The sequence below is a fragment of the Loktanella sp. D2R18 genome, assembly GCF_003318235.1.
GTDB lineage: Bacteria > Pseudomonadota > Alphaproteobacteria > Rhodobacterales > Rhodobacteraceae > Yoonia.
Window position 1 is genome coordinate 1 of record NZ_QOCG01000019.1, and the last position, 22,531, is coordinate 22,531.

A 22,531-nucleotide genomic window follows, 5' to 3' on the forward strand; every position below is an offset into this window, starting at 1 on the left:
GCATCAAGTAGAAAGGGCTCAAACCTGACATCCGCTGCGCGTTGCGCAAACGTCCGCTTTTCGGCTTTGGGGTCGTTTGTCACGCAAAGGTCAAAGCTGTCGAACGCTTCATGATGTGAAATCGCTCCAAGCACGCAAGACCCGTCTACTACAACCACCCATCCACATAACTGACCCCATCACAGCCGCCAAATGTAGCCGCCCGTTCCAATTTGCGTGTTAACGCACGTACACGCCCAGTCCCCATGCGAACCCCCGCTTCTGGCCAAAACGTCTTCACATGCAGCACGTCCTTGTCGCGCTTCATGTCGATACGTCCGATCATTTGATCGCCTTGAATCACTGGAAAGACATAGTAGCCGTATTTGCGTTTGGCCGCGGGCACAAATATTTCGATCCGGTAGTGAAACCCAAACAGCCGTTCGGCGCGTTTACGGTCACGCAATGCGGGATCAAACGGGGATAAGATACGCAGGCGCGGGCTGGGCGCTGTGATCTGGTCCATCACATCCGGCCATGCGAATGAGCGTCGCAATTTGCCGTCCGCGCCTGCCACGTCGATTTCAATGATCCGCCCATCTGCAAGGGCGTCCGCACACCAAGTTTTGGCCTCTGCTGGGGTGACGTTATCCCAAAAAGCAGCCAATTCACCGCTTGTCGCAAAGCCAAGCCGGTCCATCGCACCGGCGCAGCACCATTCAATCGTATCGTGTATATCTGGACGTGGGGCGCGGTAGGCTTCGGGGATCACGCGTTCGGTCAAATCATAGACTTTGGTAAACCCGTCACGGCGCAGAACCGACAATTGCCCGGATCGCCATAAGAATTCGAGCGCAGTTTTCGACGGGTGCCAATCCCACCAGCCCCCGGACCCACGGCTTTCATCGTTGCCGACCTGACCCGAGGTGCAAGGGCCGTCGTCGGAAATGCGGTTCATCACGTCTTGGGTTTTTGACATAAAGTCGTCGCGCCGCCAGTCTTTCCACCTGTCCGCAAGCCGGGCCTCATCACGGGCAAACCGCATCCGCCAATATGGAAAGCTGGCGATAGGTATCGCCGCCGCATCGTGGGTCCAATGTTCAAACACAGCGCGGTCGCGATGCAGTAGGTTTTGCAAGCCAGTCGGGCGGTACTGTTGCCGCCGCGACCACAAGATTAGGTCATGCGCGCGTGCGAAAGTGTTCACACTATCAAGCTGCACAAACCCAAGGTCGTCAATCACAGCGGCAAGATCAGTGCCTTTGCCTGCACCAGAAGGACGCGACGACAGCCCGTGTTTTCGCAAGAAAACATGACGAGCTTGAATGTTGCTAAGAACCGGAACGTTCAATGTTTTGGCTTTCGCACGGCAAGCTGTTGTAGGCGTACTTGGCGTAGTGCCTCGACCAACAAAGCTGTCACCATTCCGATATTTAACAGCCCGTTTGCCGCAGCCAACCCACCCAAAAGGCGCCACTCCATCGGAAGCAAAATATCACCAAAGCCCAAGGTGGTGAACGCAACAAGCGAGAAATAGACAGCCGGTTCCATCGCATCAAACACGCCTAAGCCGCGTAAGGTCAGCGCCCAGATCCAAACACCAATGGTCATTTGCACCATCACCCACACGGCCGCGATACACAGCACAAGCATCAGTTTGATCCGGTGTGGTTCGCGCGTCAGCCAAGGGTGCATCCGCACGGTCATCCCCTCCATCGCCCAAAAACTAAGTCCAGCCACAAAAATGGACGCAAGAAGTAAGGTCGTGCCAAGGGCAAGTTGAACGAACATGATATGTAGTCCTGAAAGCTGTGCGAAGTTGCAGCATAACGCCATGACGCACAATGCAAAGCGGCAATCCCTTGTTCCGCCCTGCAACATGCCCTATCTCGACCAGACTATGGCAAAGAAACCTGAAAACAAAAATTACAAAGTCATCGCGGAAAACCGGCGCGCTCGGTATGATTACGCGATTGAAAGCGACCTGGAAGTCGGGATCATCTTGCATGGCTCCGAGGTCAAATCGCTGCGCATTGGGCAATCCAACATCGCTGATAGCTATGCATCAGTGGATGAAAGCGAACTTTGGCTGACCAACGCCTATATCGCCCCCTATGACCGCGCGATGTTCAGCCATGAAGAGAGGCGCAAACGCAAGCTGTTGGTTAGCGGTAAAGAGCTGTCGAAACTGTGGAACGCGACCAAGCGCGAGGGTATGACGCTTGTACCGCTGGTGATGTATTTCAATGACCGCGGGTTGGTGAAGCTCAAGATCGGCATCGCCAAAGGCAAGAAAAACCACGACAAACGGGCGACAGAAGCGAAGCGCGACTGGGGCCGTCAAAAGCAACGGCTGCTGCGGCACGGCGACTAACTGTGGCAGGAAACCCTTTGCGGTTCGTCGAATTGTAGTTAACCTCCCCTCCAAGCGCAGCTTTTGGATCGCGCTGACGCGTCAAACGTAACGATCCATATGGGAGAGAGAATCGATGGAACAGATGATTATTCAGCTTATTTCCGGTGCAGTTGGCGGGAATGCCGCCGGGACGGCAATGAAGGGTCTTTCACTTGGGACGATTGGCAATACGGTTGCAGGGCTCATTGGTGGCGCAGGTGGCGGCCAACTGGTCGCATTGCTTGGTAGCGGCGCTGCTGCGGCAGGCGGCAGCGGTGACATCATGGGCATGGTCACACAGGTAGCCGGGGGAGCCGGAGGTGGGGCGATTTTGACTGCTATTGCCGGCATGATCAAATCTAAGATGTCCAGCTAACACAGACTTTTATATGGCGTCCCGCATAGTACTGGGGCGCCACAACACGCGTATCGCCTATAATTTGGGTGATGAAACGCAGACAGAACCCGCCAATCACAGCTGTTCTACTTGTCATAATTCCCTGCGCAGGTTACCTCTTCGGCGATTGCCACAAAAGGTGAATGCCATGACAAACTCTGCGCCCGATGACCCCAAAACACTGGTCAGCACAGACTGGCTTGCCGCGCATCTCAAAGACCCAGATTTGCGGATTTTTGATGCAAGCTGGTATTTGCCCGACGCGGGCCGCGATGGGCGTGCAGAATTTGACGAGGCGCATATCCCGGGCGCGCGCTTTTTCGACATTGATGATGTCAGCGACCAGCGTTCCGAGTTACCGCACACGGCCCCACCTGTCGAAAAATTCATGTCACGCATGCGGGCAATGGGCGTGGGTGATGGGCATCAAGTGGTTGTCTACGACGGCAGCGGGCTTTTTTCTGCGGCCCGTGTCTGGTGGCTGTTTCGCCTCATGGGCCAAGAAAACATCGCGGTACTGGACGGTGGCCTGCCCAAATGGCTGGCCGATGGGCATAAGACTACGAAAACCCCCGCGACAATTCGCGACCGCCATATGACGGTGAAGCCGCGCCCTGATCTGATCAAGGATGTCACACAGGTCGCGCGCGCAGCCAAACTACGTGACCACAATATCGTTGACGCCCGCGCTCCGGCTCGGTTCCGCGGCGACACCGAAGAACCCCGTGAAGAGCTGCGGTCCGGCCATATTCCGGGGTCGCGCAATGTGTTTTATCAAGATCTGTTCAACGCCGACGGCACGATGAAGCCCGCGAATGCACTGCGCACCGTGTTCACCGATGCAGGCGTCGATATGCAAAAGCCGATTATCACCACCTGCGGGTCCGGGGTCACTGCGGCGATCCTATCGCTCGCGCTTGAACGGATCGGCAAGACTGATCATTCACTTTACGATGGCTCATGGTCCGAATGGGGCATGTACGCCGACCTTCCAATCGCTACCGGAGCTGCCTAATGCTGGAAAATCTCACCGCCCTGCCCGCCGATAAAATCTTGGCCCTGATGGCTAAGTTCAAAGACGACCCGCGCACCGATAAGGTCGATTTGGGCGTTGGCGTCTATAAAGACGCAAGCGGCAACACCCCGGTGATGCGCGCCGTCAAAGAAGCCGAGCGCCGGATTTTGGCGGACCAGACCAGCAAAGCCTATACCGGTTTGGCCGGTGATCCCGCATTTAGCAAAGCCATGCGCGAACTTGTCCTTGCTGATAGCGTTGCGGCGGACCGTGTGGCGGCTGTGGCCACGCCCGGCGGGACTGGCGCTATTCGCCAAGCGCTTGAACTGATCAAAATGGCCGCCCCTGAGGCTACCGTCTGGCTGTCGAACCCAACATGGCCAAACCACCCGTCGATCATCAAATACCTTGGCATGAACATGGCCGACTACCGCTATTTCGACGAGGCGACACGCGGCGTTGATTTTGACGGGCTGCTTACAGACCTCGACGATGTGGCTGCAGGTGACGTGGTGCTGTTGCACGGCTGTTGTCACAACCCAACCGGGGCAAACCTGACCCTGGACCAAATGACCCAAGTGATTGCCAAGCTGCAAGAACGTGGTGCTGTGCCCATGGTCGATATTGCCTACCAAGGCTTCGGTGACGGGCTTGAGGAAGACGCAGCCATCACTCGACTGATCGCGAACAGCTTTGACAACGTGTTGATCGCCGCAAGCTGTTCAAAGAACTTTGGGATTTACCGCGAACGGACAGGCGTTTTGTTGGCCATCGCCAAAGACGCTGGCCAACAGGCGCTTGCGCAGCAAACGCTCGCGTTTTTGAACCGTCAGAACTATTCGTTTCCTCCAGATCACGGCGCACGCGTCGTCAGCACAATCCTGAACGATCCCGCTCTGCGCGCCGATTGGGAAGCCGAACTGGAAGAAACCCGCAACGGGATGCTTGACCTGCGCGCCCAGCTTGCAGCGGAACTAAAGCGCCTGACAAACAGCAACCGTTTCGATTTCCTTGCCGATCACCGAGGCATGTTTAGCCGTCTTGGTACATCGCCCGAGAAGGTTGAAAAGCTGCGTGCGGAGCATGGGATCTATATGGTTGGTGATAGCCGGATGAATATTGCAGGCCTGAACGCCCAAACGGTTCCGATTCTTGCCAAAGCGATTGTCGACGCTGGCATCTGATCCATCACGCAGTATTAATGATATTTTGCGCCCGCAGCAAAGAATGCTGCGGGCGCATATTTTTGTTGCGATCCGCTGCGCAACATAATACCAAAGCCTCGCAGATTTCTGCAATTTTGATACGCGAGGAAATATCATGTCATTCCGCATCCAGCCAACGCCACCCGCACGCCCCAACCGCTGTCAACTGTTTGGACCAGGTTCAAACACCAAGCTATTTGCGAAAATGGCGGCAAGTGCTGCGGATGTGATCAACCTTGATCTCGAAGACAGCGTATCCCCATCAGATAAAGAAATCGCGCGCGCCAACATCATTGATGCGATCAACACGGTTGATTGGAACACCAAGTACCTCAGCGTACGGATCAACGGGCTAGATACCCCCTATTGGTACCGCGATGTGGTTGATCTGTTGGAGCAGGCAGGCGACCGACTGGATCAAATCATGATCCCCAAGGTAGGCTGTGCCGCCGATGTTTATGCCGTCGATGCGTTGGTCACGGCGATTGAAACGGCCAAAGGCCGCAGCAAACCTATCAGCTTTGAAGTGATCATCGAATCTGCCGCGGGCATCGCCCATGTTGAAGAAATCGCTGCCAGCTCACCACGTCTTGCTGCGATGTCACTCGGTGCTGCGGATTTTGCAGCCTCAATGGGCATGCAGACAACTGGCATCGGCGGCACGCAAGATAACTACTACATGCTGCAAGGCGACACACGGCACTATTCAGACCCTTGGCACTGGGCGCAAACCGCGATTGTCGCCGCCTGCCGCACCCATGGCGTTCTGCCCGTAGATGGACCATTTGGTGATTTCTCGGATGACGAAGGCTACCGCGCACAGGCGCGCCGTTCGGCCACATTGGGCATGGTCGGCAAATGGGCAATCCACCCCAAGCAAATCGCGCTCGCCAACGAGGTATTCACCCCATCAGAAGAAGCCGTCACAGAGGCCCGCGAAATTTTAGCTGCGATGGAAGAGGCCAAGGCCCGCGGCGAAGGCGCCACAGTCTACAAAGGCCGCTTGGTCGATATTGCATCGATCAAGCAAGCCGAAGTCATCGTGCGTCAGTCCGAGATGATCGCGGGCTGACGCGGTTGTTTTATTGACCTGCGACGGTCAGAAGGCCTGCGTTAAATGCAGTCTCACAGTCAGTGGCATCGTGCATGATATCATCGTTCAGCAATGGCGTTGTTGTCATGCCCGGTCCCTCAAAGCGCATGTCGTCGCACTCGTTGTCATGGACCCATTCGCCATTATCATCGCCAAAGTCGACCGCCCCATCAGCGCCAATACCGATCAGAGATAATGTCCCAGCCTCATAGCCCGCGCTACAATCGCTGGCGTCACGCATCAGGTCATCAAATAGCAGCGGTGTCGTCGTCATACCCGCGCCGGTAAAGCGTGGATCATCACATTCGCCGTCATTGCTCCATTGACCGTCATCATTGCCAAAATTGATGCCGTCGATGACGAGGTCAGGCCCCGCAGGCACGGTTTCGACCAGCGTCAAAAGTCCCGCATTAAACGCTGTCCGGCAATCGGTCGCGTCGTGCATGATGTCGTCGTTCAACAGTGGTGTAGACGTCATACCCGGCCCCATGAACCGCATATCGTCACATTCGTTGTCATGAACCCATTCGCCATTGTCATCACCAAAGTCGATGGTTCCGTCAGCGCCGACACCGATTTGCGTCAACGTGCCTGCAAGGTAGCCCGCGCTACAATCGCTCGAATCACGCAAAACATCATCGCTGAGTAACGGTGTCGTGGTCATGCCTGCGCCAGTAAAGCGCGGATCATCACATTCACCGTCATTACTCCATTGACCGTCATCATTGCCAAAGTTGATCCCATCAATAATCAGATCGTCGGCCATTGCAGGGGCGGCAGAAACAATTGCCAAAATACTTACGAGGTTCAAAATACGCATCATTTTCTCCAAAATATTGAAATGCACAGCCTCGTGTCGCGCAACTTTGATGTAATTGCAATCACCTCGTGCCTCCCGTTGCCAACGTGGTGAGGTTACGCCATATATCATAGAGCTATCGCAACAAGGTTTGAGCTACCCATGACACAATATCTCGATTTCGAAAAACCGCTGGCCGAGATTGAAGGCAAAGCAGAAGAATTGCGCGCAATGGCACGCGACAATCCCGAAATGGACGTTGAAAAAGAAGCAGCCGCGCTTGATAAAAAGGCAGCTGACCTACTTGTGTCACTTTACGCGGACCTCAGCCCTTGGCGCAAATGTCTGGTAGCGCGCCATCCTGAGCGCCCGCATTGCATCGATTACATCAATGCGCTTTTTACCGAATACACCCCACTGGCTGGCGACCGCAATTTTGCGGATGACCACGCCATCATGGGCGGCATTGCGCGGTTCAACGGCAAGCCCGTCATGGTGATCGGTCATGAAAAAGGTAATGATACCAAATCCCGGATTGAACGTAACTTTGGCATGGCCCGCCCCGAAGGATACCGTAAAGCGATCCGCTTGATGAATTTGGCCGACCGTTTTGGCATCCCCGTTATTACGCTTGTGGACACCCCCGGTGCCTACCCCGGCAAAGGGGCCGAAGAACGCGGCCAATCCGAGGCCATCGCCCGCGCGACCGAAAAATGTCTTGAACTCGGCGTGCCTTTGATCAGCGTGATCATTGGTGAAGGCGGCTCTGGCGGGGCAGTGGCTTTTGCGACGGCAAACCGCGTCGCGATGCTAGAAAACTCGATCTATTCAGTGATTAGCCCCGAAGGTTGTGCGTCAATCCTTTGGAAAGACGGCGGCAAAATGCGCGAAGCCGCCGAGGCCCTGCGCCTGACTTCAAAAGAACTGAACGAGCTAGGCGTCTGCGACACCATCATTTCTGAACCCAAGGGTGGTGCGCACCGCGACAAGGAAAAAGCAATCGCTGCGGTCGGTGCAAAACTGACTACGCTTTTGGCCGAACTTGACGGAAAATCAGCGAAAAAACTACGTGCTGATCGCCGGAACAAATACCTGAAGCTCGGGTCCAAAGGGCTCGCGGCGTAGGCACCATGCGTGCGTTTGCCCGTGGCCATTGGCAATTGATCGTCCTGACGGTCATCGTCTTTGCGCTATGGCAAACGCCCGTAATGACACCGCTCAAGATATTGATCGTGTTTTTGCACGAGGCATCCCACGCCACTGCCGTGCTGTTGACGGGTGGTGAAGTCGTAAGCTTTTCGATTAATCAAAACCAAGGTGGCATAGTCTGGGCCAGAGGCGGAAACCGCTTTGTCACGCTCACTGCGGGCTACCTTGGGTCACTGCTAATCGGCGTGGGCCTATTGATTGCGGCCCTTCGTACGGCAGCCGACCGCAAAATCATGGCCGGGCTCGGTATTGCGATGCTGCTAATCGCCACCTTCTATATTCGGAGCGCATTTGCGCTGTCGTTTACAGTGGCGACAGGTGGTGTCATGCTCTTGCTTGCGTGGAAATTCGGGCATGGTATCAATGACCTGTGCCTGCGCATCATTGGGTTGAGCAGCATGTTCTACGTGCCTTACGATATTGTCAGCGATACAATTCTGCGCGCGCAGTTAAGTTCAGACGCGAGGATGCTTGCCGAAGAATTTGGCGGGACAACCATGATTTGGGGCGGCATTTGGCTGCTCGTCAGTGTAGGGCTGATCGGGCTTAGTCTGCGCTTCGGGTTAGGGCGCGACAGCAACTTACCACTGCCCTGGAAACCTACCACATCGTCTTAGCGGCCCGCGCACCCCAGCTTGCGTCGTATTCAGCACCGTCAAAACCGGCTTCTTGTTCGGCAAGCATATCCCCCACACTGGGCAGGTCGGCGCTTTCGTCTTTGGCGGACCAAACCCCTGCGCGCATCAAGGCACGCGCGCATTGGCTATAAACTTCAGCAACGGTGATCACGGCAACGCTGCGCGGCTGGCAACCCTTTTGATCAAAACGCCCCAGCAAATCAGGATCGACTGAGACAACCGCCCTACCATTCACCCTGATCACATTGTTGGACCCAGGAACAAAAAACATCAGGCTAATCCGCCCGTCAGCGACGATATTGCGCAAGGTATCCATACGGTTATTTCCGCGCCAATCGGGCAGCAACAGGGTATTTGCGTCCGCTACGGCCACCACGGGACCATCATCGCCGCGTGGGCTGCCATCCGTCCCTTCGGGCCCAACGGTCGAAACGACGCAAAACCGCGAAGCGGCGATCCACTTGTGATATAGTGGCGTTAGATGGTCCGCGACTTTAATCAAAGAGGCTTTACCGGGCTTACCATAAAGCGCTTCGAGCGCTGCAATACTCGAAATCGTATCATTCACCATTAAACCCGGCCTCCGCATTGAGACGGTCACTCGCTGTCTCTATTTGCTCTTCGAGCAGCGCCATGAACTCCGGGATCTCTAGCCCCGGTTCAATTCGCGGCAAGAATTCAAAAATAGCGACACCCGGCTTACGGTAAATCCCACGTTTAGGCCAATATATACCCGCATTCGTCGCCACAGGAACAACTGGCTGATCCAATTCACGGTACAAAAGGCCTGTACCTATTTTATACTTTGCCTTTGCCCCGGGCGCGATCCGTGTGCCTTGGGGATAAATAATAAGCTGACCGGGCAACGCGCGCCCAGCTTGCACATCGTCCAACATTTGCTTGATCGCGGCCCCCCGTTTGCCACGGTTGACCGGAATACATCCAATACGCAGACCAAACTGACCAATGATCGGTGCGTACTTTAGGATCGCTTTCATGATGAATTTTCCGCGTGGAATCGCCCCGTAAATCGCCAAAACATCCATAAAAGACTGATGCTTCGCGGCAACCATGACTTCGTCAGTCGGCGGCGTGCCACGCACTTCCCACTTGAGCCCAATCATCCATGACGCAGACCAACGCACATAGCGCACGTAGGTATGGCAAGCGGCAATGGCACCGCGCCGCGAAACAATTGCCGCAGGCAAAAACAAGAGCCCAACGACCAACATTGCAACATACATCTGGCCAACGAAAATAAGGGACCGCAGCCATTGGATTGCATAGCTCATGTTTGTTCCTTCAACCTTGTCATTGCCGCCGCCCGGGTGGCGAAAAACGCGACGCCTGCCGCGAGTAGTGGAATAAGCACGGGCCACATCCAACCCACGCCCGAAAAACCGATCTCGGCAAAAAAACCGCCGCCATCGGGCAAAATCTGCACCACAATCACGCCCATTACAACGCCAGCAATTGCGCCTGCTCCTGCACGCAACGTAAAACGTCGCACAAAAGCGCGCGCGATATAGACATCACGCGCGCCAACAAGGCGTAGCACCCGGATCACTTGCACATTCGCGGCAAGCGAGGCTTGGGCCGCAAGCGTGATCATCGCCGCAACGCAGGCAGCAATCAGCAAAATCACCAGCCACCCAATCAACCGCACACGCGCGGCGGCCGCCAAAAGCGGATCGCGCCAATCGCCATGATCATCAAAGACGGCTCCGGGAATTTCAGCGTCAAACCGCGCCTGAAGCCCGGCCGGATCATAGGGCGGATCATCTGCGATCACTTCTATCAGCTGAGGTATCGGCAAACTATCAAGCGGTATTTCTGTGCCGAACCACGGGGTCAGCAAAGCCTCTTGTTCATCAGCGGTAAGCGCATGGGCGCTAGCCACACCCGGTGTGGTTTCTAGAATTTGCAGGGCTTTTTGCAGCGAGTCGGTATCCGCGGGAAGCCGCAGTGTCGCCGCTTGCGCCAATTCATCGGCCCAACGGTCCGCAACACGTCCCGCAGACATCGAAAGCGCCAGTGCAATCACCGCTAAAAACGCCATGACCGCGGCTACAAATATGGTCAGCCGCGCGGTTAGCCCTGTTGGCGGAACCACCCGATCCGCCTGCGGATCACCGATGATTAGGTCCAAAAGCAGTTTCATAGAACCGCCCCCGCGCTGGTCAATTGCTCGTCTTTCAACCGTAAGATTCGCGCATCGACGTCAGATTTCAGCGATCGGATCATCGCTAGATCATGGGTCGCGATCAGCACGGTCTTGCCCATCCGGTTAAGCTCAACCAATAAGGCCAGCAACCGCTGCGACATCTCCCAATCGACATTGCCGGTCGGCTCATCCGCGATAATTACATCAGGCGACATGATCACCGCGCGCGCAAGTGCGGCGCGCTGGCGTTCGCCGCCGGACAGTTCGGGCGGGCACTGCCCTGATTGCTTGGAAAGTCCGACCCAAGTCAACAATTCCTTGAGATTTTCACTGGCCTCAGAAACACGGTCAGCCACAATCAAAGGCAGCGCAATATTTTCAGCGACGCTCAGGTGATCAAGGAACTGGCAATCTTGGTGAACCACCCCAATGCGTCGGCGGGACATCGCCACCGCGTCGCGATCAAGCGTGTGCGCGTCCTGCCCAAACAGCCGAACTTTGCCGCGTTGCGCCTGCAAATCGGCGTAACACAGCCGCAACAGCGTGGTCTTTCCCGCACCAGAAGGCCCCGTCAAAAACTGGAACGAACCTGGTGCAAGTGTTAGGGATAATTGGGAAAAAAGGGCTGTGCCCCCGTGGCCATAGGACACATTATCCAATTCAATCACGGCTTTTCCTTTGCGTCATGCGCCTGTATTGCCTAAATCAACGTGAGGATACAATGACCGCCCGGATCACATTCGAGCAAATGCTTTGCGTTTGTCCCGATTATTGTTAGATTACAGGCAGTTTTGTGAATTGAGTAATTGTTTTTCGGGCTGAAGGATAAGAATAATGCGGCTAATTTGCCCCAAATGTAATGCACAATATGATGTGTCCAGCGACGCAATTCCCGCCGGTGGGCGCGATGTGCAATGTTCCAGCTGTTCGCACACATGGTTCCAAACCGAAAAGCCCGCCGAAGCGGCCAGTGTCGTAGCGCCTGCTGCGCACACCCCAACCGCTGCCCCTGCCGCGCAATCTCGGGTCGTAACACAGGTCGAAAACGCAGTTACTAAACGCAAACCCCTCGATTCTTCTATCGCAGACATCTTGCGCCAGGAAGCCGCGCGCGAACAAGCCGCCGCCGAAGCCAAAGTCGCGGAGCAAACACAGCCCGCCGCTGAAACGCCTGCTGAACCCCGTCGCAATGACCCGGTTACCGCTGAAGAAACGCGCCGCCGCATTTCAATGATGGCCGAAGAAGATACGCATGCGCCCGCGGCTGTAGCCGCCGCCGCAACAGGCGCCGTATCTGATGACACAAACATGCGCACCGTGCCAAGCATTGATGAAATCAACCAACAGCTACGCACCCGGTCGCAATCTGGCGATGGCGCCAATCTAACCGACGCCGAACAACAAGAAGTCGTGCAGCGCCGCGGTTTCCGTCGCGGCTTTTCCTTTATGCTTATTTTGATCGCGCTCGCGATTGCGCCCTATATCTTTGCGGATCAAATCGTCGCAAAGTTCCCGCAGGTGGCGGAACCCATGGCAGCATACATCGAAGTTATGGATAACCTGCGGCTGTGGTTGAACGACCAGTTCCAGACGCTGCGTGGCCTAATTGCAGAATACACCGGATCAGCGGCAGAACCAACTGAACCCGCCGTGCCCGGCCCTGCGGTTGAAAGCACGGCACCGGCAGCGCCTGCCGCACCGTCAGAGTAAACGCTAAAATTGATCGAGCAAGCGGCGCAGGTAGTCGCGCTCGATCTCTGGGCGCTCTTGCTCGCCTGATCGGCGCCGGATTTCATCCAGCAGCTCTTCGGCGCGTCGATTAACATCCACGCCGCCTAGCAATTCTTGTTCGGTCCCGGATTGCCCCGTGTTACCAATTTCGCGCCCCAAAGGATCGCGTGCCCCCGGCACGGGCCGTCCTGATGCTTCGCCTTGTTCGGTGCCTTGGCCTGGATCGTCATTCCCGTTTTCTGCCAAGGACTGCCCCAATTCACGCATACCATTGCGCAAGGCGTTCATTGCCTCGGCTTGGCGATCGATTGCTTCGGCCAAATCGCCGTTGCGCAGCGCCTCTTCGGCCCCGTCCATCGCGCCTTCTGCCTGTTCTAACGATTGGCGTGCAATTTCGCCGGCTTCGCCATCCAAGCTTGGTAACCCATCGCGTTGCCGTTGCAATTCATCGCGCAACGCTTGCTGACGTTCGGCAAGGCTCTGGCCGCCACCTTGACCATCTTCGCCGGTGTCACCGCCTGATCCGCTATTGCCAGGTTCTTGCCCCTGCTCGCCCTGCTGGCCCTGTTGCTCACCCGGTTCGGTGCCGTCTTGACCTTGCTCGCCTTGCTGCCCCGGCTGGGGTTGCTGCCCTTGGGGGGCGGGATTGAACTGTTCTTGCAACTCGCGGAAGGCATCATCTGACAGTTCTTCTTGATCGCGCAGGGTCTCCGCGAGGTCTTGCATTGATTGCTGACCCGGCGTTTGCGGGCCGTCGCCGCCTTCGCCTTGGGTGACGCGCATGTTTTCCATCAGCTCATTAAGTTGTTCCATCAGCTCTGCAGCTTCGGCCATGCGGCCTTCTTGCATGAGCTCTTCGATGCGATCCATCAAGGCTTGGATTTCATCCATGGACAGTTCTGTGGCATTTTCGCTGTTGTCGGCCTGATCCGTGCCATTGCTCGGCTCTGATTCTTCGGCAAGCAAGCGCATATAGTCATCTGTCGCTTCGCGTAGCTCTTGCATCAGCTCGGCAATTTCGGCGTCCGATGCACCATTGCGCATCGCTTCTGCCAGCCGTTCTTGCGCCCGTTCAAGTCGTTTGCGCGCGTCCGCTAGCCGCCCATCTTCAAGCTGCACGGCCAAATCCCACAGCGCCTGCACAATCTCGGCCTGCCCATCATCATTCATGCCGAATTCGGACATCCGATCCAATTGGCGAATGATTGTGCGCAAGCGTAAATACGATGTCTCTTCGATACCAAGTTCATCAGGCCGGTGCGTCATCGCACGCAACACCTGATTCACACGTACGACGTTGGCCTTGGACCACATCAGGTCGCGCCGCTGTTCGATCACTGCCTTCGCAAAGGGGCGGAAAAACCGGCGCCCCGGCAGGATCATCTTCTCGGCCATTGCATCTGTCACCTGTCCAGCCGCATCCACGACCTGAACTTGCATCGTAACCGGAAGATTGGCGAGGAGATGTTCGCTCAGGTCATCAATCAGCAGCGCATCAAAATCGGTACGCGATCCAGTATAAGGCATCGGCAGGTCGATCACCAATGGATCAATCGGATCGGGGTCGATCGTCAGCCCGTATTCTCGGGGCACTTGCGTCAAATCAAGCGTGATCGTCGCGGTCCCTGTTTCGACGCCGTAGTCATCAAATGCCATGAAGGGTTGTGAAAATTCGCCCATTGCATCCGCTTCAATCGGCCCGGTTAGTTCTACCTCTGGGGGCTCGTCTGGGATTGCGGTGATGTCCCATGCGATCCCATTGTCGCCCAATACTGACAATGTACCAGACTGGGTGATATCAAATTTCTGTTGCGGTTCGGACGCCGCGGCGACCTCGCCCGTGCGCCCGGACACGGTTTCAGCCAAGGTCAGTGCGCCAACTTCACCGTATAACCGCAGCGTGACTTGGCTGCCCGTGGGGACAGACAAACCGCCAGCAGGCACATCGTTTAAATAGATCGCAGGTTTGCCTGTGTATGCTGGCGGTTCGACCCAGCCTTCCCAGACCGGGCCCGCAAGAAGGGTATCATTGCTTCCCGAAACCACATCGCCCACCGATGTAATCCGCAAAAGTGATCCGAACAAAAGCGCCACGACAAAAAACAAAAGCGCCATAAACCGCAGCCCGTAAGGGTCACGATCCGTCAACTTCAGATCTGGTTCGATCGCATGCGCCGATTTGGTACGTTCCGCCATACGGGCCAGATGCGCCTGCCACACGGCGGTTGATGCGGGGTCATTGCCGCCAATCGCTTGGGTATCGGCAATGGCCGCAATCGGGCGGCCCGGCATGGCGGCATCAACACGCGCAATCGCTTCCAGTCTCGAGGGAACCCGAAACCAGCGTAGCCCCCAAAACAACGTGCTAAACGTCGCAACCGCGCTGACGACAACGGCGGCCCAAAACAGCTCAAGCGGCATTGTTTCATGCCAGCCCATCATCATAGTAGCAAGAATCAATAACAACACTGTCCATAGAGGCCAGAACGCCCGCATAAGCTGCTCGGCCAACATTCCCGCCTGCGTGAGCGTAATCGGCAGCCGCAGATGGCGCAGGTGATCGCTTGGGTCGGTCAGCGGGGCTCTCCCTTTAGTCTGGCGTCGACAGCCATGGTGGGAGTGTATCGCGCGCGATCATATCTTCATAGGTCGGACGTTGGCGGATAACCGCAAATTGATCACCATCCACCAAAACTTCGGGGATTAGCGGTCGTGAGTTGTACTCAGAAGCCATCACAGCCCCATATGCACCCGCTGAGCGGAACGCGATCAGATCATCCGCTGCAACCGCAGGCATTTCACGCGCTTTGGCAAAGGTATCGCCACTTTCACAGATCGGGCCAACAATATCGTATTTGGCGGGCTCACAGCCCGGTGCGGGTTCAACCACAGGCACGATATCATGCCATGCCTCATACATCGCGGGACGAATCAAATCGTTCATCGCGCCATCAATGATCAAAAACTCGCGGTCTTCGCCGGACTTTACATAGATCACTTTGGACACGAGCAACCCGGCATTGCCCGCAATCAAGCGGCCCGGCTCAATCTCAATCTCGCAGCCCAGATGACCAACAGCGCGTTGCACCATCGCGCCGTAATCTGTCGGCAAAGGTGGGGCGTCATTTGACCGCGTGTAAGGAATGCCTAAACCGCCACCCAAATCTAGGCGGGTAATTTCATGGCCGTCGGCGCGCAGCTGTTCAGTCAGCTCTGCGACCTTGGCATAAGCGGCTTCAAATGGGGCAAGTTCGGTTAGTTGCGATCCGATATGCACATCGATCCCGATCACCTTGAGGCCCGGCAAGTTTGCGGCCATCGCATAAACGTCGCGCGCGCGCGAAATTGGGATGCCAAATTTGTTTTCAGACTTACCCGTTGCGATTTTGGCATGGGTTTTGGCATCTACATCAGGGTTCACCCGCACGGTGATTGGCGCAACTGTGCCCAGTGATTGCGCGACCTTATCAAGCATGATCATCTCAGGCTCGCTTTCGACATTGAACTGGCGAATACCACCTTCCAACGCCTGACGCATTTCGTCAGCGGTTTTGCCAACGCCCGAAAACACAATCCGGTCGCCGGGGACGCCAGCGGCCTTGGCGCGCAGATATTCACCGATGGACACAACATCCATCCCCGCGCCTTGATCGGCAAGAATTTTCAGGACAGCCTGATTAGAGAGCGACTTCATCGCAAAACAGACCAGATGATCACCCCAAGACAGAGCATCATCAAACAAGGTAAAGTGACGTTTCAGTGTTGCGGTCGAATACACATAAAACGGGGTGCCTACTGCAGCGGCAATGTCAGCGATGGGCACATCTTCGGCGTAAAGCGCGCCGTCACGATACAAAAAATGGTCCAAACCGGTCTTCCTTGTCCAAAATCAGTCTTGGACATAGCAGATCAGCCCCAAAGACCAACCCTGATTTACAGCCTAAAGGTTGCGATTTATGGAACCGTCGCGTGCATAAACCACACGGTTGCGTAGATAAAGATAGAGCGGCAAACCACAACTCACCCCAATGCAGATCGTTGCAGCAACTGCCCACAGGCTGCGCAAATTACGTGTTTTCGCGACTTCGGACAATATCCATATGATCAGCACCACGGCGCTGATCACAAGGTCCCACGTCAAACCTGTCGATGCCAAATTGGCGCGCCAAGCATCCACCAGCGCAAAGAGGCTCCAACCTTCGGCCAGAAACCATTGCACAAAGAAATACATCGGATGCACGGCACCCCAAATCGCAAGGATCAGGAAGACGAAACGCATTAAAGGTTCGCGCCTATAGAGACTGTACCGTTTGTCGCGCCTAATGATGTTGATGTGCTTACGCCACCGGTACCCGCGTTAATGCCAACGTTGGCAGACGGTGTCCACGGCGCGCCGTCAGCGCCACAACCGGCAAGGGCAGCAATGGCCAAAATCAATGCAATATTCTTCATTTTAATTTCTCTCTCCAATAGGCGGCTTGGGCGCGGACTTGTGCAGGGGCAGTGCCGCCCAAACTCATCCGCGAGTCGACCGAATTTTCGACGCCCAATACGTCGAATACATCTGCGCGAATATCCGCGTGAACCGTTTGCATATCTTCTAGCGTCAGATCAGGAAGATCACATTCCTTGCCTTCGGCCATCGCGACAAGCGACCCGGTCACATGGTGCGCATCCCGGAAAGGTAGCCCAAGTTCGCGCACGAGCCAATCGGCAAGATCCGTAGCCGTTGAAAACCCGCTAGAAGCCGCCTGTTTTAGGCTTTCGCGATTGGCCGTCATGTCGGCAACCATGCCCGACATTGCCGCCAGCGCGAGCATCAGATTGTCAGCCGCATCAAAGGTTTGTTCTTTGTCTTCCTGCATATCCTTAGAGTAGGTCAGCGGCAGACCCTTCATTACGGTCATCAATGCAACATTGGCGCCGAAAATCCGGCCAATCTTGGCGCGAATCAGCTCGGCGGCGTCGGGGTTGCGCTTTTGCGGCATGATCGATGATCCCGTGGACCATTTGTCTGACATCTTCACGAACCGAAACTGCGCTGATGACCAGATCACCAGTTCTTCGGCCATGCGTGAAAGGTGCATCGCACAAATGCTGCTTGCCGCCAGAAATTCGAGCGCGAAATCGCGGTCAGACACGGCGTCCAATGAATTCGTCATCGGGCGATCAAAACCAAGCTCTTTAGCTGTCATTTCACGATCAATCGGGAAAGACGTACCCGCAAGCGCTGCAGCACCCAATGGCGATGTATTCATCCGTTTGCGCGCATCCGCAAAGCGCGACCTGTCACGGTCAAACATTTCAACATACGCCAACATGTGATGACCCCAAGTGACGGGCTGCGCGGTTTGCAGATGTGTAAAACCGGGCATGACCCAATCGGCCCCGGCTTCGGCCTGTCCCAAAAGCGCTTTTTGCAGACCGGCAAGTGCCGCATCCGCCAGATCACATTGATCACGTACCCAAAGCCGAAAGTCGACGGCAACCTGATCATTGCGTGACCGCGCCGTATGCAAACGGCCCGCAGGTTCGCCAACAATTTCCTTCAGCCGCGATTCGACGTTCATATGGATGTCTTCAAGCGCGGCAGAAAATGTGAAATTTCCTGTTTCAATCTCTGACAATACGGTGACCAAGCCTTCCTTAATCGCCGCGGCATCGGTATCTGTGATGATGCCTGTGGCAGCCAACATGGTGGCATGGGCAAGCGATCCCGCGATGTCTTGCGGCGCAAGGCGCTGATCATACCCGATTGAGGCATTAATCGCCTCCATAATCGCGTCTGGTCCGGCGGCGAAACGTCCGCCCCACATCGTATTTGCGGTCTTGGTCATGAGGAAAAAGCCTATGCGAAAGTTAAAGTCAGCCCTGCTTTATACGGCCCTTGCCGTTGTTGCAAACACGGCCCACGCCGATATGTCCGCGATTGAGGCCCTGCGCGAAGGTAATATGCGCAAGCTGATGTTCCATGAAACCACCGTCGTAGGTTCTGACGCGCCTTTTTTGACCGAAACCGGTGCAGAAATGACCCTCGCAGCCTATGAAGGACAGTTTGTTGTCCTGAATTTCTGGGCGACGTGGTGCGCACCTTGCCGTCAAGAAATGCCGCAACTGGCCGCGCTTCAGGCGCAAATGGGCGGCGATGATATGCAAGTGGTCACCGTCGCGACCGGGCGCAACCCCGCCCCTGCGATCAACCAGTTCTTTGGCGAAATCGGCGTTGATAACCTGCCCAAACACGTTGACCCACGCCAATCGCTATCGCGCAGCATGGGGGTGTTGGGGCTGCCTGCAACCATCGTACTGGACCGCGAAGGCAATGAAATCGCACGCATGCAAGGTGAGGCAGATTGGTCCAGTGATAGCGCGGTCGCCGTGATGCAGGCGCTGATCGCAGGCGGGACCTAGGCCCGCCCGGCAGTATCCGACAGTAACAGCGGATCAATCCCCATGTGCTTCAGCGCGCCTACCCATTTGTGCTCATTCGCGCGGCCAAACACGATATCGCTGCGCGCATCACAGGTCAGCCAGCCATTGTGGGCAATTTCGGCTTCAAGCTGCCCCGGCGCCCAGCCAGCATAGCCCAACGCCAGCATTGACGTGTCTGGCCCCGTGCCACTGGCAATATCTTCGATCACATCCAGTGTCGCGCTCATCGAGATTTCATCGGCAACGTTAAGTGTCCCCGTGGCCGCTGCGTATTCGTTCGAATGCAAAACAAACCCGCGTGTTTGGTCCACTGGTCCCCCAAAATGCACCCGAATGTCGCGCACCCCTGCCGCTTTATTGATTCCCATTTGATCCAGCAGGTCCGAAAAATGCAAATCTGCCTGCGGCTTATTCACGATCAACCCCATGCCGCCATCATCCGAATGAGAGCACATATAGATAACACTTTTCGCAAACCGCGGGTCATCCATTCCGGGCATCGCGATCAGCAGCTTACCCGTCATATTTGTATCTAATTCTTTCATGTCGGACAAATTGTTCAACATACGGACTCAATGCAAGCCCCACATTGCATCGGATCGCTTGAATGTGACTTCCTATTGCAGCGCAAATGCATAATGAACGTGCCATGCGAATGAAAACACTGATCCCCCTTGCCCTTGTGGCGTTGACTGGTGCGGCCACAGCCGGACCATATGATGATCTTGCCCAAATCGAGGTTCTGCCCGGTTGGCGCAAGGCCAATGGCGATCATGTCGCAGGACTGCGGATCACGCTTGCACCGGGTTGGAAAACCTATTGGCGGGCCCCCGGTGATGCGGGCATCCCACCGATGTTTTCCTTTAACGGATCGCAAAACATCACTGCAATCGCCCCCCACTGGCCGACGCCAGAAATCTTTGACAGTGCCGGGATGCAAACCATCGGGTACCACGACAGCGTGGTCTTTCCGCTCACAGTGCACAGCGACGCCCCGGACCAACCCATGCAGATCAGCGGTCACATAGATATTGGCGTTTGCGAAGAAATTTGCATTCCGGTCAGTCTTGAATTCGATGCTTCGCTTCCCGCAAGCGGCAGCCGCGATAGCGCCATTACCGCCGCATTGGTTGATCGCCCGCTCACCCAAGCCGAGGCAGGTATTGATCACGTAACCTGCGCCATTGACCCGATCAGCGACGGTTTGCGGGTCACGACAGCCTTTGACCTTGCGCCTCTTGGCGGGGAAGAAGTCGTTGTGGTGGAAACCGCTGACGCCAATATCTGGGTCTCGCAAGCGCAAGTCGACCGCCAAGGCAACCAGCTACGCGCCAGTGTTGACATGGTACATAATGCGGGCAACGCCTTTGGATTGGACCGGTCACAGATGACAATCACCGTACTAAACGGACATCAAGCCGTTGAAATTCGGGGCTGCACAGGCACCTAGACGCGGATTTCACATAAGGTCACTTTGACCTTTACGTCATTAACTCACCCGGAATAGCATTCTGATAGCCTTTTGGTGTCATGCCAGTTTCACGCTTGAACGCCTTGTAAAATGCCGAGCGCGAGTTAAAGCCAACCGCGAGCGCGATGGTCAGCACCGATGCGTCACCTGCCATTATCAGTGGTTTCGAAGCCTCGATCCGCCAACGCGCAACATAGTCAAAGAAGGATGCACCGATTTCTTGGTTCAATGTTTGTGACACTTGGTTTGGAAGCGCACCCACGTGCCGTGCCAGTTTTTGCAGCGACAAACTAGGGTCGAGATAAAGTGTATCTGTGCGCATCGCTGCCTCAAGCCGGGCGGCAAGGGTCGCCTTGTGCGCATCAGTTAACGCTGAGCGGGCATATTTGACCTCCGGCGTGTCCTCTTCAACGACAGAGCGCGGGGCTGGTGGTGTGATTGGCACAAAGACGTTCAAAGACAACAAGCCTCCAGCAATGAGCGCAAGAAACAGCTCTTCGATGAACAAATTGCCCCCGGCGAGGTTGTCATCTGCGAGCGAAGCCGCCCCCGTGGCCCAGATCAAAACGAGCAAAACCATCACCACATCGACCCAGCGCAAGTCTCGTTTTTCGACGTCTGAATAAAGTTGCCGGATATGGGCCCGGTAGGCCGCAAGCCTATGCAAGATTGCGACCAGGTAGGCGAAAGAGGCAATCAACCAGATCATGATCAGCGCAAACGTTGCTACGGTTAGAACAGCCGGCAACATCCCCGGAGGCAGCTCACCTGAAATAAACAATGTTGTTTTGGCTGGTGCCGGTAGAATCCAAAACCCAACACACACAACGCCGCCAGTGACTGGCAGCGCTTTATCACGCCAGAGGAGCCCCGGAGGTGACACTTTGGCCGTCTTGGCTGCGACGTAGTGATAAAAAGCAGGTGGGAGTATCAGTAGCATGAATAACAACAGCGGCATGTAATTGGTCACCGCACCTGCGGCAAAAGTTTGGACCAGCGGCAGGGCGGTCATCCCAATAAATGCGATGTAGACCGCCCCGATGCTGCGCCGTTCGCGCCGACTGCCCTGCCCCAACAAGACGGCAATAAGCCCGGTCAAGGCGGTGCCAAGACAAAGCCCGGCGAGGGTCAGAACAGCTGCGTTTTCCATTCCGCTCATTATGCTGGTTTCAACACCCTTATCAACGCGACCCAGTGGTCAAATAAATTGAAGAGAAATGTCCTCGCCGTCATGCGCGGACGACAGGACATCATAAGACTGCGCACAACTGGGCGAAATCAACCCATTTTGAAAGTCTACGCTATGCCCACCTTCGATTTCGTCACACTGATTGCACATGTCGCACTTGGTATTCTAGCTGTTGTTACCGGCGCCATCGCCCTTGGATCGCGCAAAGGGCGCAAGACCCACGTAAGCGCAGGCCGCATTTTTGTCATAAGCATGGGGCTGGCATCCGTGCTTGGTGCGGTGCTGGGCGCATTGAAATATGAAACCTTCTGGATCACCTTCCATGCCGGTGTTCTTGGGGCGACCTTGGTGACAAGCGGCGTGCTCGCTGTGCGCATTCATGTGCGCCGCGCCAAACAATTTTTCTTCATCATCGCTGGGATAAATTTCGTGAACGCGGCAAGTCTTGTCACCGCTGGCTGGTATGCCACGACACTACCAGACGCGCGCTTGTTTGGCTTCGCTGCGTCTGATTACTTCTTTTTATTTGGTATGTCCGCCATTGCCTTGGGTGGTGATGTACGCATGGTGTTTGGGGCGCAAATTTCCTATAAACAGCGGATCGCGCAGCATCTATTGCGGATGTGTATCGGCTTTTTCATCGCGGCCGGATCAGCATTCACCGGACCGGGTGCTACGGCGTTTCCTGAGGCGGTGCAACGTTCCGGTGTGTTATCGCTCCCTGAACTGACAATTATGCTTCTGATGCTGTATTGGCTTTGGAAAACACTCCGTCGGCGTCAACCCTTGGCTGCTAGCCATTAGGCCGCTTCAG

Annotated in this window: 25 protein-coding genes; 11 read left to right on the forward strand and 14 right to left on the reverse strand. The window is 55.7% G+C overall.

Annotated features, from left to right (window positions below; genetic code table 11):
• Positions 1-148: 148 nt before the first annotated feature.
• A complete protein-coding gene (locus tag DS901_RS10280) occupies positions 149-1,330 on the reverse strand; it encodes a winged helix-turn-helix domain-containing protein (protein WP_113776860.1) in 1,182 nt (393 codons plus the stop codon).
• Positions 1,327-1,770 carry an ion channel gene (locus DS901_RS10285; protein ID WP_113776861.1) on the reverse strand — a complete coding sequence of 148 codons (444 nt, stop codon included), beginning with the start codon at positions 1,768-1,770 and terminating at the stop codon, positions 1,327-1,329. The genes DS901_RS10280 and DS901_RS10285 overlap by 4 nt, the downstream gene beginning before the upstream one ends.
• Before the next feature lie 109 nt (positions 1,771-1,879).
• On the opposite strand from DS901_RS10285, the gene smpB reads away from it, so the two are divergent.
• The 5 genes from smpB (at position 1,880) to DS901_RS10310 (ending at position 6,063) form a co-directional block, all read left to right on the forward strand.
• On the forward strand, positions 1,880-2,353 hold the full coding sequence (gene smpB / locus DS901_RS10290; RefSeq protein ID WP_113776862.1) for an SsrA-binding protein SmpB: 474 nt from the start codon (positions 1,880-1,882) through the stop codon (positions 2,351-2,353).
• Between the two features lie 115 nt (positions 2,354-2,468).
• A complete protein-coding gene (locus DS901_RS10295; protein WP_113776863.1) occupies positions 2,469-2,750 on the forward strand; it encodes a hypothetical protein in 282 nt (93 codons plus the stop codon).
• 169 nt (positions 2,751-2,919) lie between these two features.
• Positions 2,920-3,786 carry a 3-mercaptopyruvate sulfurtransferase gene (gene sseA, locus DS901_RS10300; RefSeq protein ID WP_113776864.1) on the forward strand — a complete coding sequence of 289 codons (867 nt, stop codon included), beginning with the start codon at positions 2,920-2,922 and terminating at the stop codon, positions 3,784-3,786.
• Positions 3,786-4,970, forward strand: a complete 1,185-nt coding sequence (locus DS901_RS10305) for an amino acid aminotransferase (RefSeq protein ID WP_113776865.1) — start codon at positions 3,786-3,788, stop codon at positions 4,968-4,970. The genes sseA and DS901_RS10305 overlap by 1 nt, the downstream gene beginning before the upstream one ends.
• 136 nt (positions 4,971-5,106) lie before the next feature.
• Complete coding sequence (locus DS901_RS10310; protein ID WP_113776866.1) at positions 5,107-6,063, forward strand: L-malyl-CoA/beta-methylmalyl-CoA lyase; 957 nt, start codon at positions 5,107-5,109, stop codon at positions 6,061-6,063.
• 10 nt (positions 6,064-6,073) lie between these two features.
• Here the strand turns inward: DS901_RS10310 and DS901_RS10315 are convergent, their stop codons facing one another.
• Positions 6,074-6,907, reverse strand: coding sequence for a hypothetical protein (locus tag DS901_RS10315; protein ID WP_113776867.1), 834 nt, complete (start codon positions 6,905-6,907; stop codon positions 6,074-6,076).
• 138 nt (positions 6,908-7,045) lie between these two features.
• Between DS901_RS10315 and DS901_RS10320 the strand changes: the two genes are divergently transcribed.
• Both DS901_RS10320 and DS901_RS10325 read left to right on the forward strand, forming a co-directional pair.
• Entirely contained in the window at positions 7,046-8,008 is a 963-nt protein-coding gene (locus tag DS901_RS10320; RefSeq protein ID WP_113776868.1) for an acetyl-CoA carboxylase carboxyltransferase subunit alpha, read from the forward strand.
• 5 nt (positions 8,009-8,013) lie between these two features.
• Entirely contained in the window at positions 8,014-8,709 is a 696-nt protein-coding gene (locus DS901_RS10325; RefSeq protein ID WP_113776869.1) for a M50 family metallopeptidase, read from the forward strand.
• Here the strand turns inward: DS901_RS10325 and DS901_RS10330 are convergent.
• Genes DS901_RS10330 through DS901_RS10345 form a run of 4 tightly spaced genes read right to left on the reverse strand, consistent with a single transcriptional unit; the run spans position 8,693 to position 11,562 of the window.
• On the reverse strand, positions 8,693-9,301 hold the full coding sequence (locus DS901_RS10330) for a pyridoxamine 5'-phosphate oxidase family protein (protein WP_113776870.1): 609 nt from the start codon (positions 9,299-9,301) through the stop codon (positions 8,693-8,695). The genes DS901_RS10325 and DS901_RS10330 overlap by 17 nt on opposite strands.
• Entirely contained in the window at positions 9,291-10,022 is a 732-nt protein-coding gene (locus DS901_RS10335; RefSeq protein WP_113776871.1) for a lysophospholipid acyltransferase family protein, read from the reverse strand. Before DS901_RS10335 ends, DS901_RS10330 begins: the two co-directional genes overlap by 11 nt.
• Positions 10,019-10,891 carry a cell division protein FtsX gene (locus tag DS901_RS10340; RefSeq protein ID WP_113776872.1) on the reverse strand — a complete coding sequence of 291 codons (873 nt, stop codon included), beginning with the start codon at positions 10,889-10,891 and terminating at the stop codon, positions 10,019-10,021. The genes DS901_RS10335 and DS901_RS10340 overlap by 4 nt, the downstream gene beginning before the upstream one ends.
• Entirely contained in the window at positions 10,888-11,562 is a 675-nt protein-coding gene (locus DS901_RS10345; RefSeq protein ID WP_113776873.1) for a cell division ATP-binding protein FtsE, read from the reverse strand. Before DS901_RS10345 ends, DS901_RS10340 begins: the two co-directional genes overlap by 4 nt.
• Positions 11,563-11,728: 166 nt before the next feature.
• Between DS901_RS10345 and DS901_RS10350 the strand changes: the two genes are divergently transcribed.
• The gene (locus DS901_RS10350; RefSeq protein WP_113776874.1) at positions 11,729-12,604 is read left to right on the forward strand and encodes a zinc-ribbon domain-containing protein; all 876 of its coding nucleotides are present in this window, start codon (positions 11,729-11,731) and stop codon (positions 12,602-12,604) included.
• A 3-nt stretch (positions 12,605-12,607) separates the two neighbouring features.
• On the opposite strand, the gene DS901_RS10355 is transcribed toward DS901_RS10350, so the two are convergent.
• The 5 genes from DS901_RS10355 to argH form a co-directional block, all read right to left on the reverse strand.
• A complete protein-coding gene (locus DS901_RS10355) occupies positions 12,608-15,181 on the reverse strand; it encodes a TIGR02302 family protein (RefSeq protein ID WP_309472529.1) in 2,574 nt (857 codons plus the stop codon).
• Positions 15,182-15,215: 34 nt separating this feature from the next.
• Entirely contained in the window at positions 15,216-16,493 is a 1,278-nt protein-coding gene (gene lysA / locus DS901_RS10360; protein ID WP_113776876.1) for a diaminopimelate decarboxylase, read from the reverse strand.
• Positions 16,494-16,565: 72 nt separating this feature from the next.
• Positions 16,566-16,904, reverse strand: coding sequence for a DUF2834 domain-containing protein (locus tag DS901_RS10365; protein ID WP_113776877.1), 339 nt, complete (start codon positions 16,902-16,904; stop codon positions 16,566-16,568).
• A complete protein-coding gene (locus tag DS901_RS18755) occupies positions 16,904-17,077 on the reverse strand; it encodes a hypothetical protein (RefSeq protein WP_181820834.1) in 174 nt (57 codons plus the stop codon). Before DS901_RS18755 ends, DS901_RS10365 begins: the two co-directional genes overlap by 1 nt.
• Positions 17,074-18,462: an argininosuccinate lyase gene (gene argH / locus DS901_RS10370; RefSeq protein ID WP_113776878.1), complete on the reverse strand. Its 1,389-nt coding sequence runs from the start codon at positions 18,460-18,462 to the stop codon at positions 17,074-17,076. The genes DS901_RS18755 and argH overlap by 4 nt, the downstream gene beginning before the upstream one ends.
• 13 nt (positions 18,463-18,475) lie before the next feature.
• Between argH and DS901_RS10375 the strand changes: the two genes are divergently transcribed.
• Positions 18,476-19,036: a TlpA family protein disulfide reductase gene (locus DS901_RS10375; RefSeq protein ID WP_113776879.1), complete on the forward strand. Its 561-nt coding sequence runs from the start codon at positions 18,476-18,478 to the stop codon at positions 19,034-19,036.
• On the opposite strand, the gene DS901_RS10380 is transcribed toward DS901_RS10375, so the two are convergent.
• Positions 19,033-19,602 carry a YqgE/AlgH family protein gene (locus DS901_RS10380; protein WP_113777017.1) on the reverse strand — a complete coding sequence of 190 codons (570 nt, stop codon included), beginning with the start codon at positions 19,600-19,602 and terminating at the stop codon, positions 19,033-19,035. The two genes, DS901_RS10375 and DS901_RS10380, sit on opposite strands and share 4 nt — an antisense overlap.
• 110 nt (positions 19,603-19,712) lie before the next feature.
• Here DS901_RS10380 and DS901_RS10385 point away from each other — a divergent pair, with 110 nt between their 5' ends.
• Positions 19,713-20,507 (forward strand): protein-disulfide reductase DsbD domain-containing protein, encoded by a 795-nt coding sequence (locus DS901_RS10385; RefSeq protein WP_309472528.1) that lies wholly within the window; start codon positions 19,713-19,715, stop codon positions 20,505-20,507.
• Between the two features lie 31 nt (positions 20,508-20,538).
• Here DS901_RS10385 and DS901_RS10390 read toward each other — a convergent pair whose 3' ends face one another.
• A complete protein-coding gene (locus tag DS901_RS10390) occupies positions 20,539-21,687 on the reverse strand; it encodes a helix-turn-helix domain-containing protein (protein WP_113776880.1) in 1,149 nt (382 codons plus the stop codon).
• Positions 21,688-21,831: 144 nt separating this feature from the next.
• Between DS901_RS10390 and DS901_RS10395 the strand changes: the two genes are divergently transcribed.
• On the forward strand, positions 21,832-22,521 hold the full coding sequence (locus tag DS901_RS10395) for a hypothetical protein (protein ID WP_113776881.1): 690 nt from the start codon (positions 21,832-21,834) through the stop codon (positions 22,519-22,521).
• The last annotated feature ends 10 nt before the right edge of the window (positions 22,522-22,531 follow it).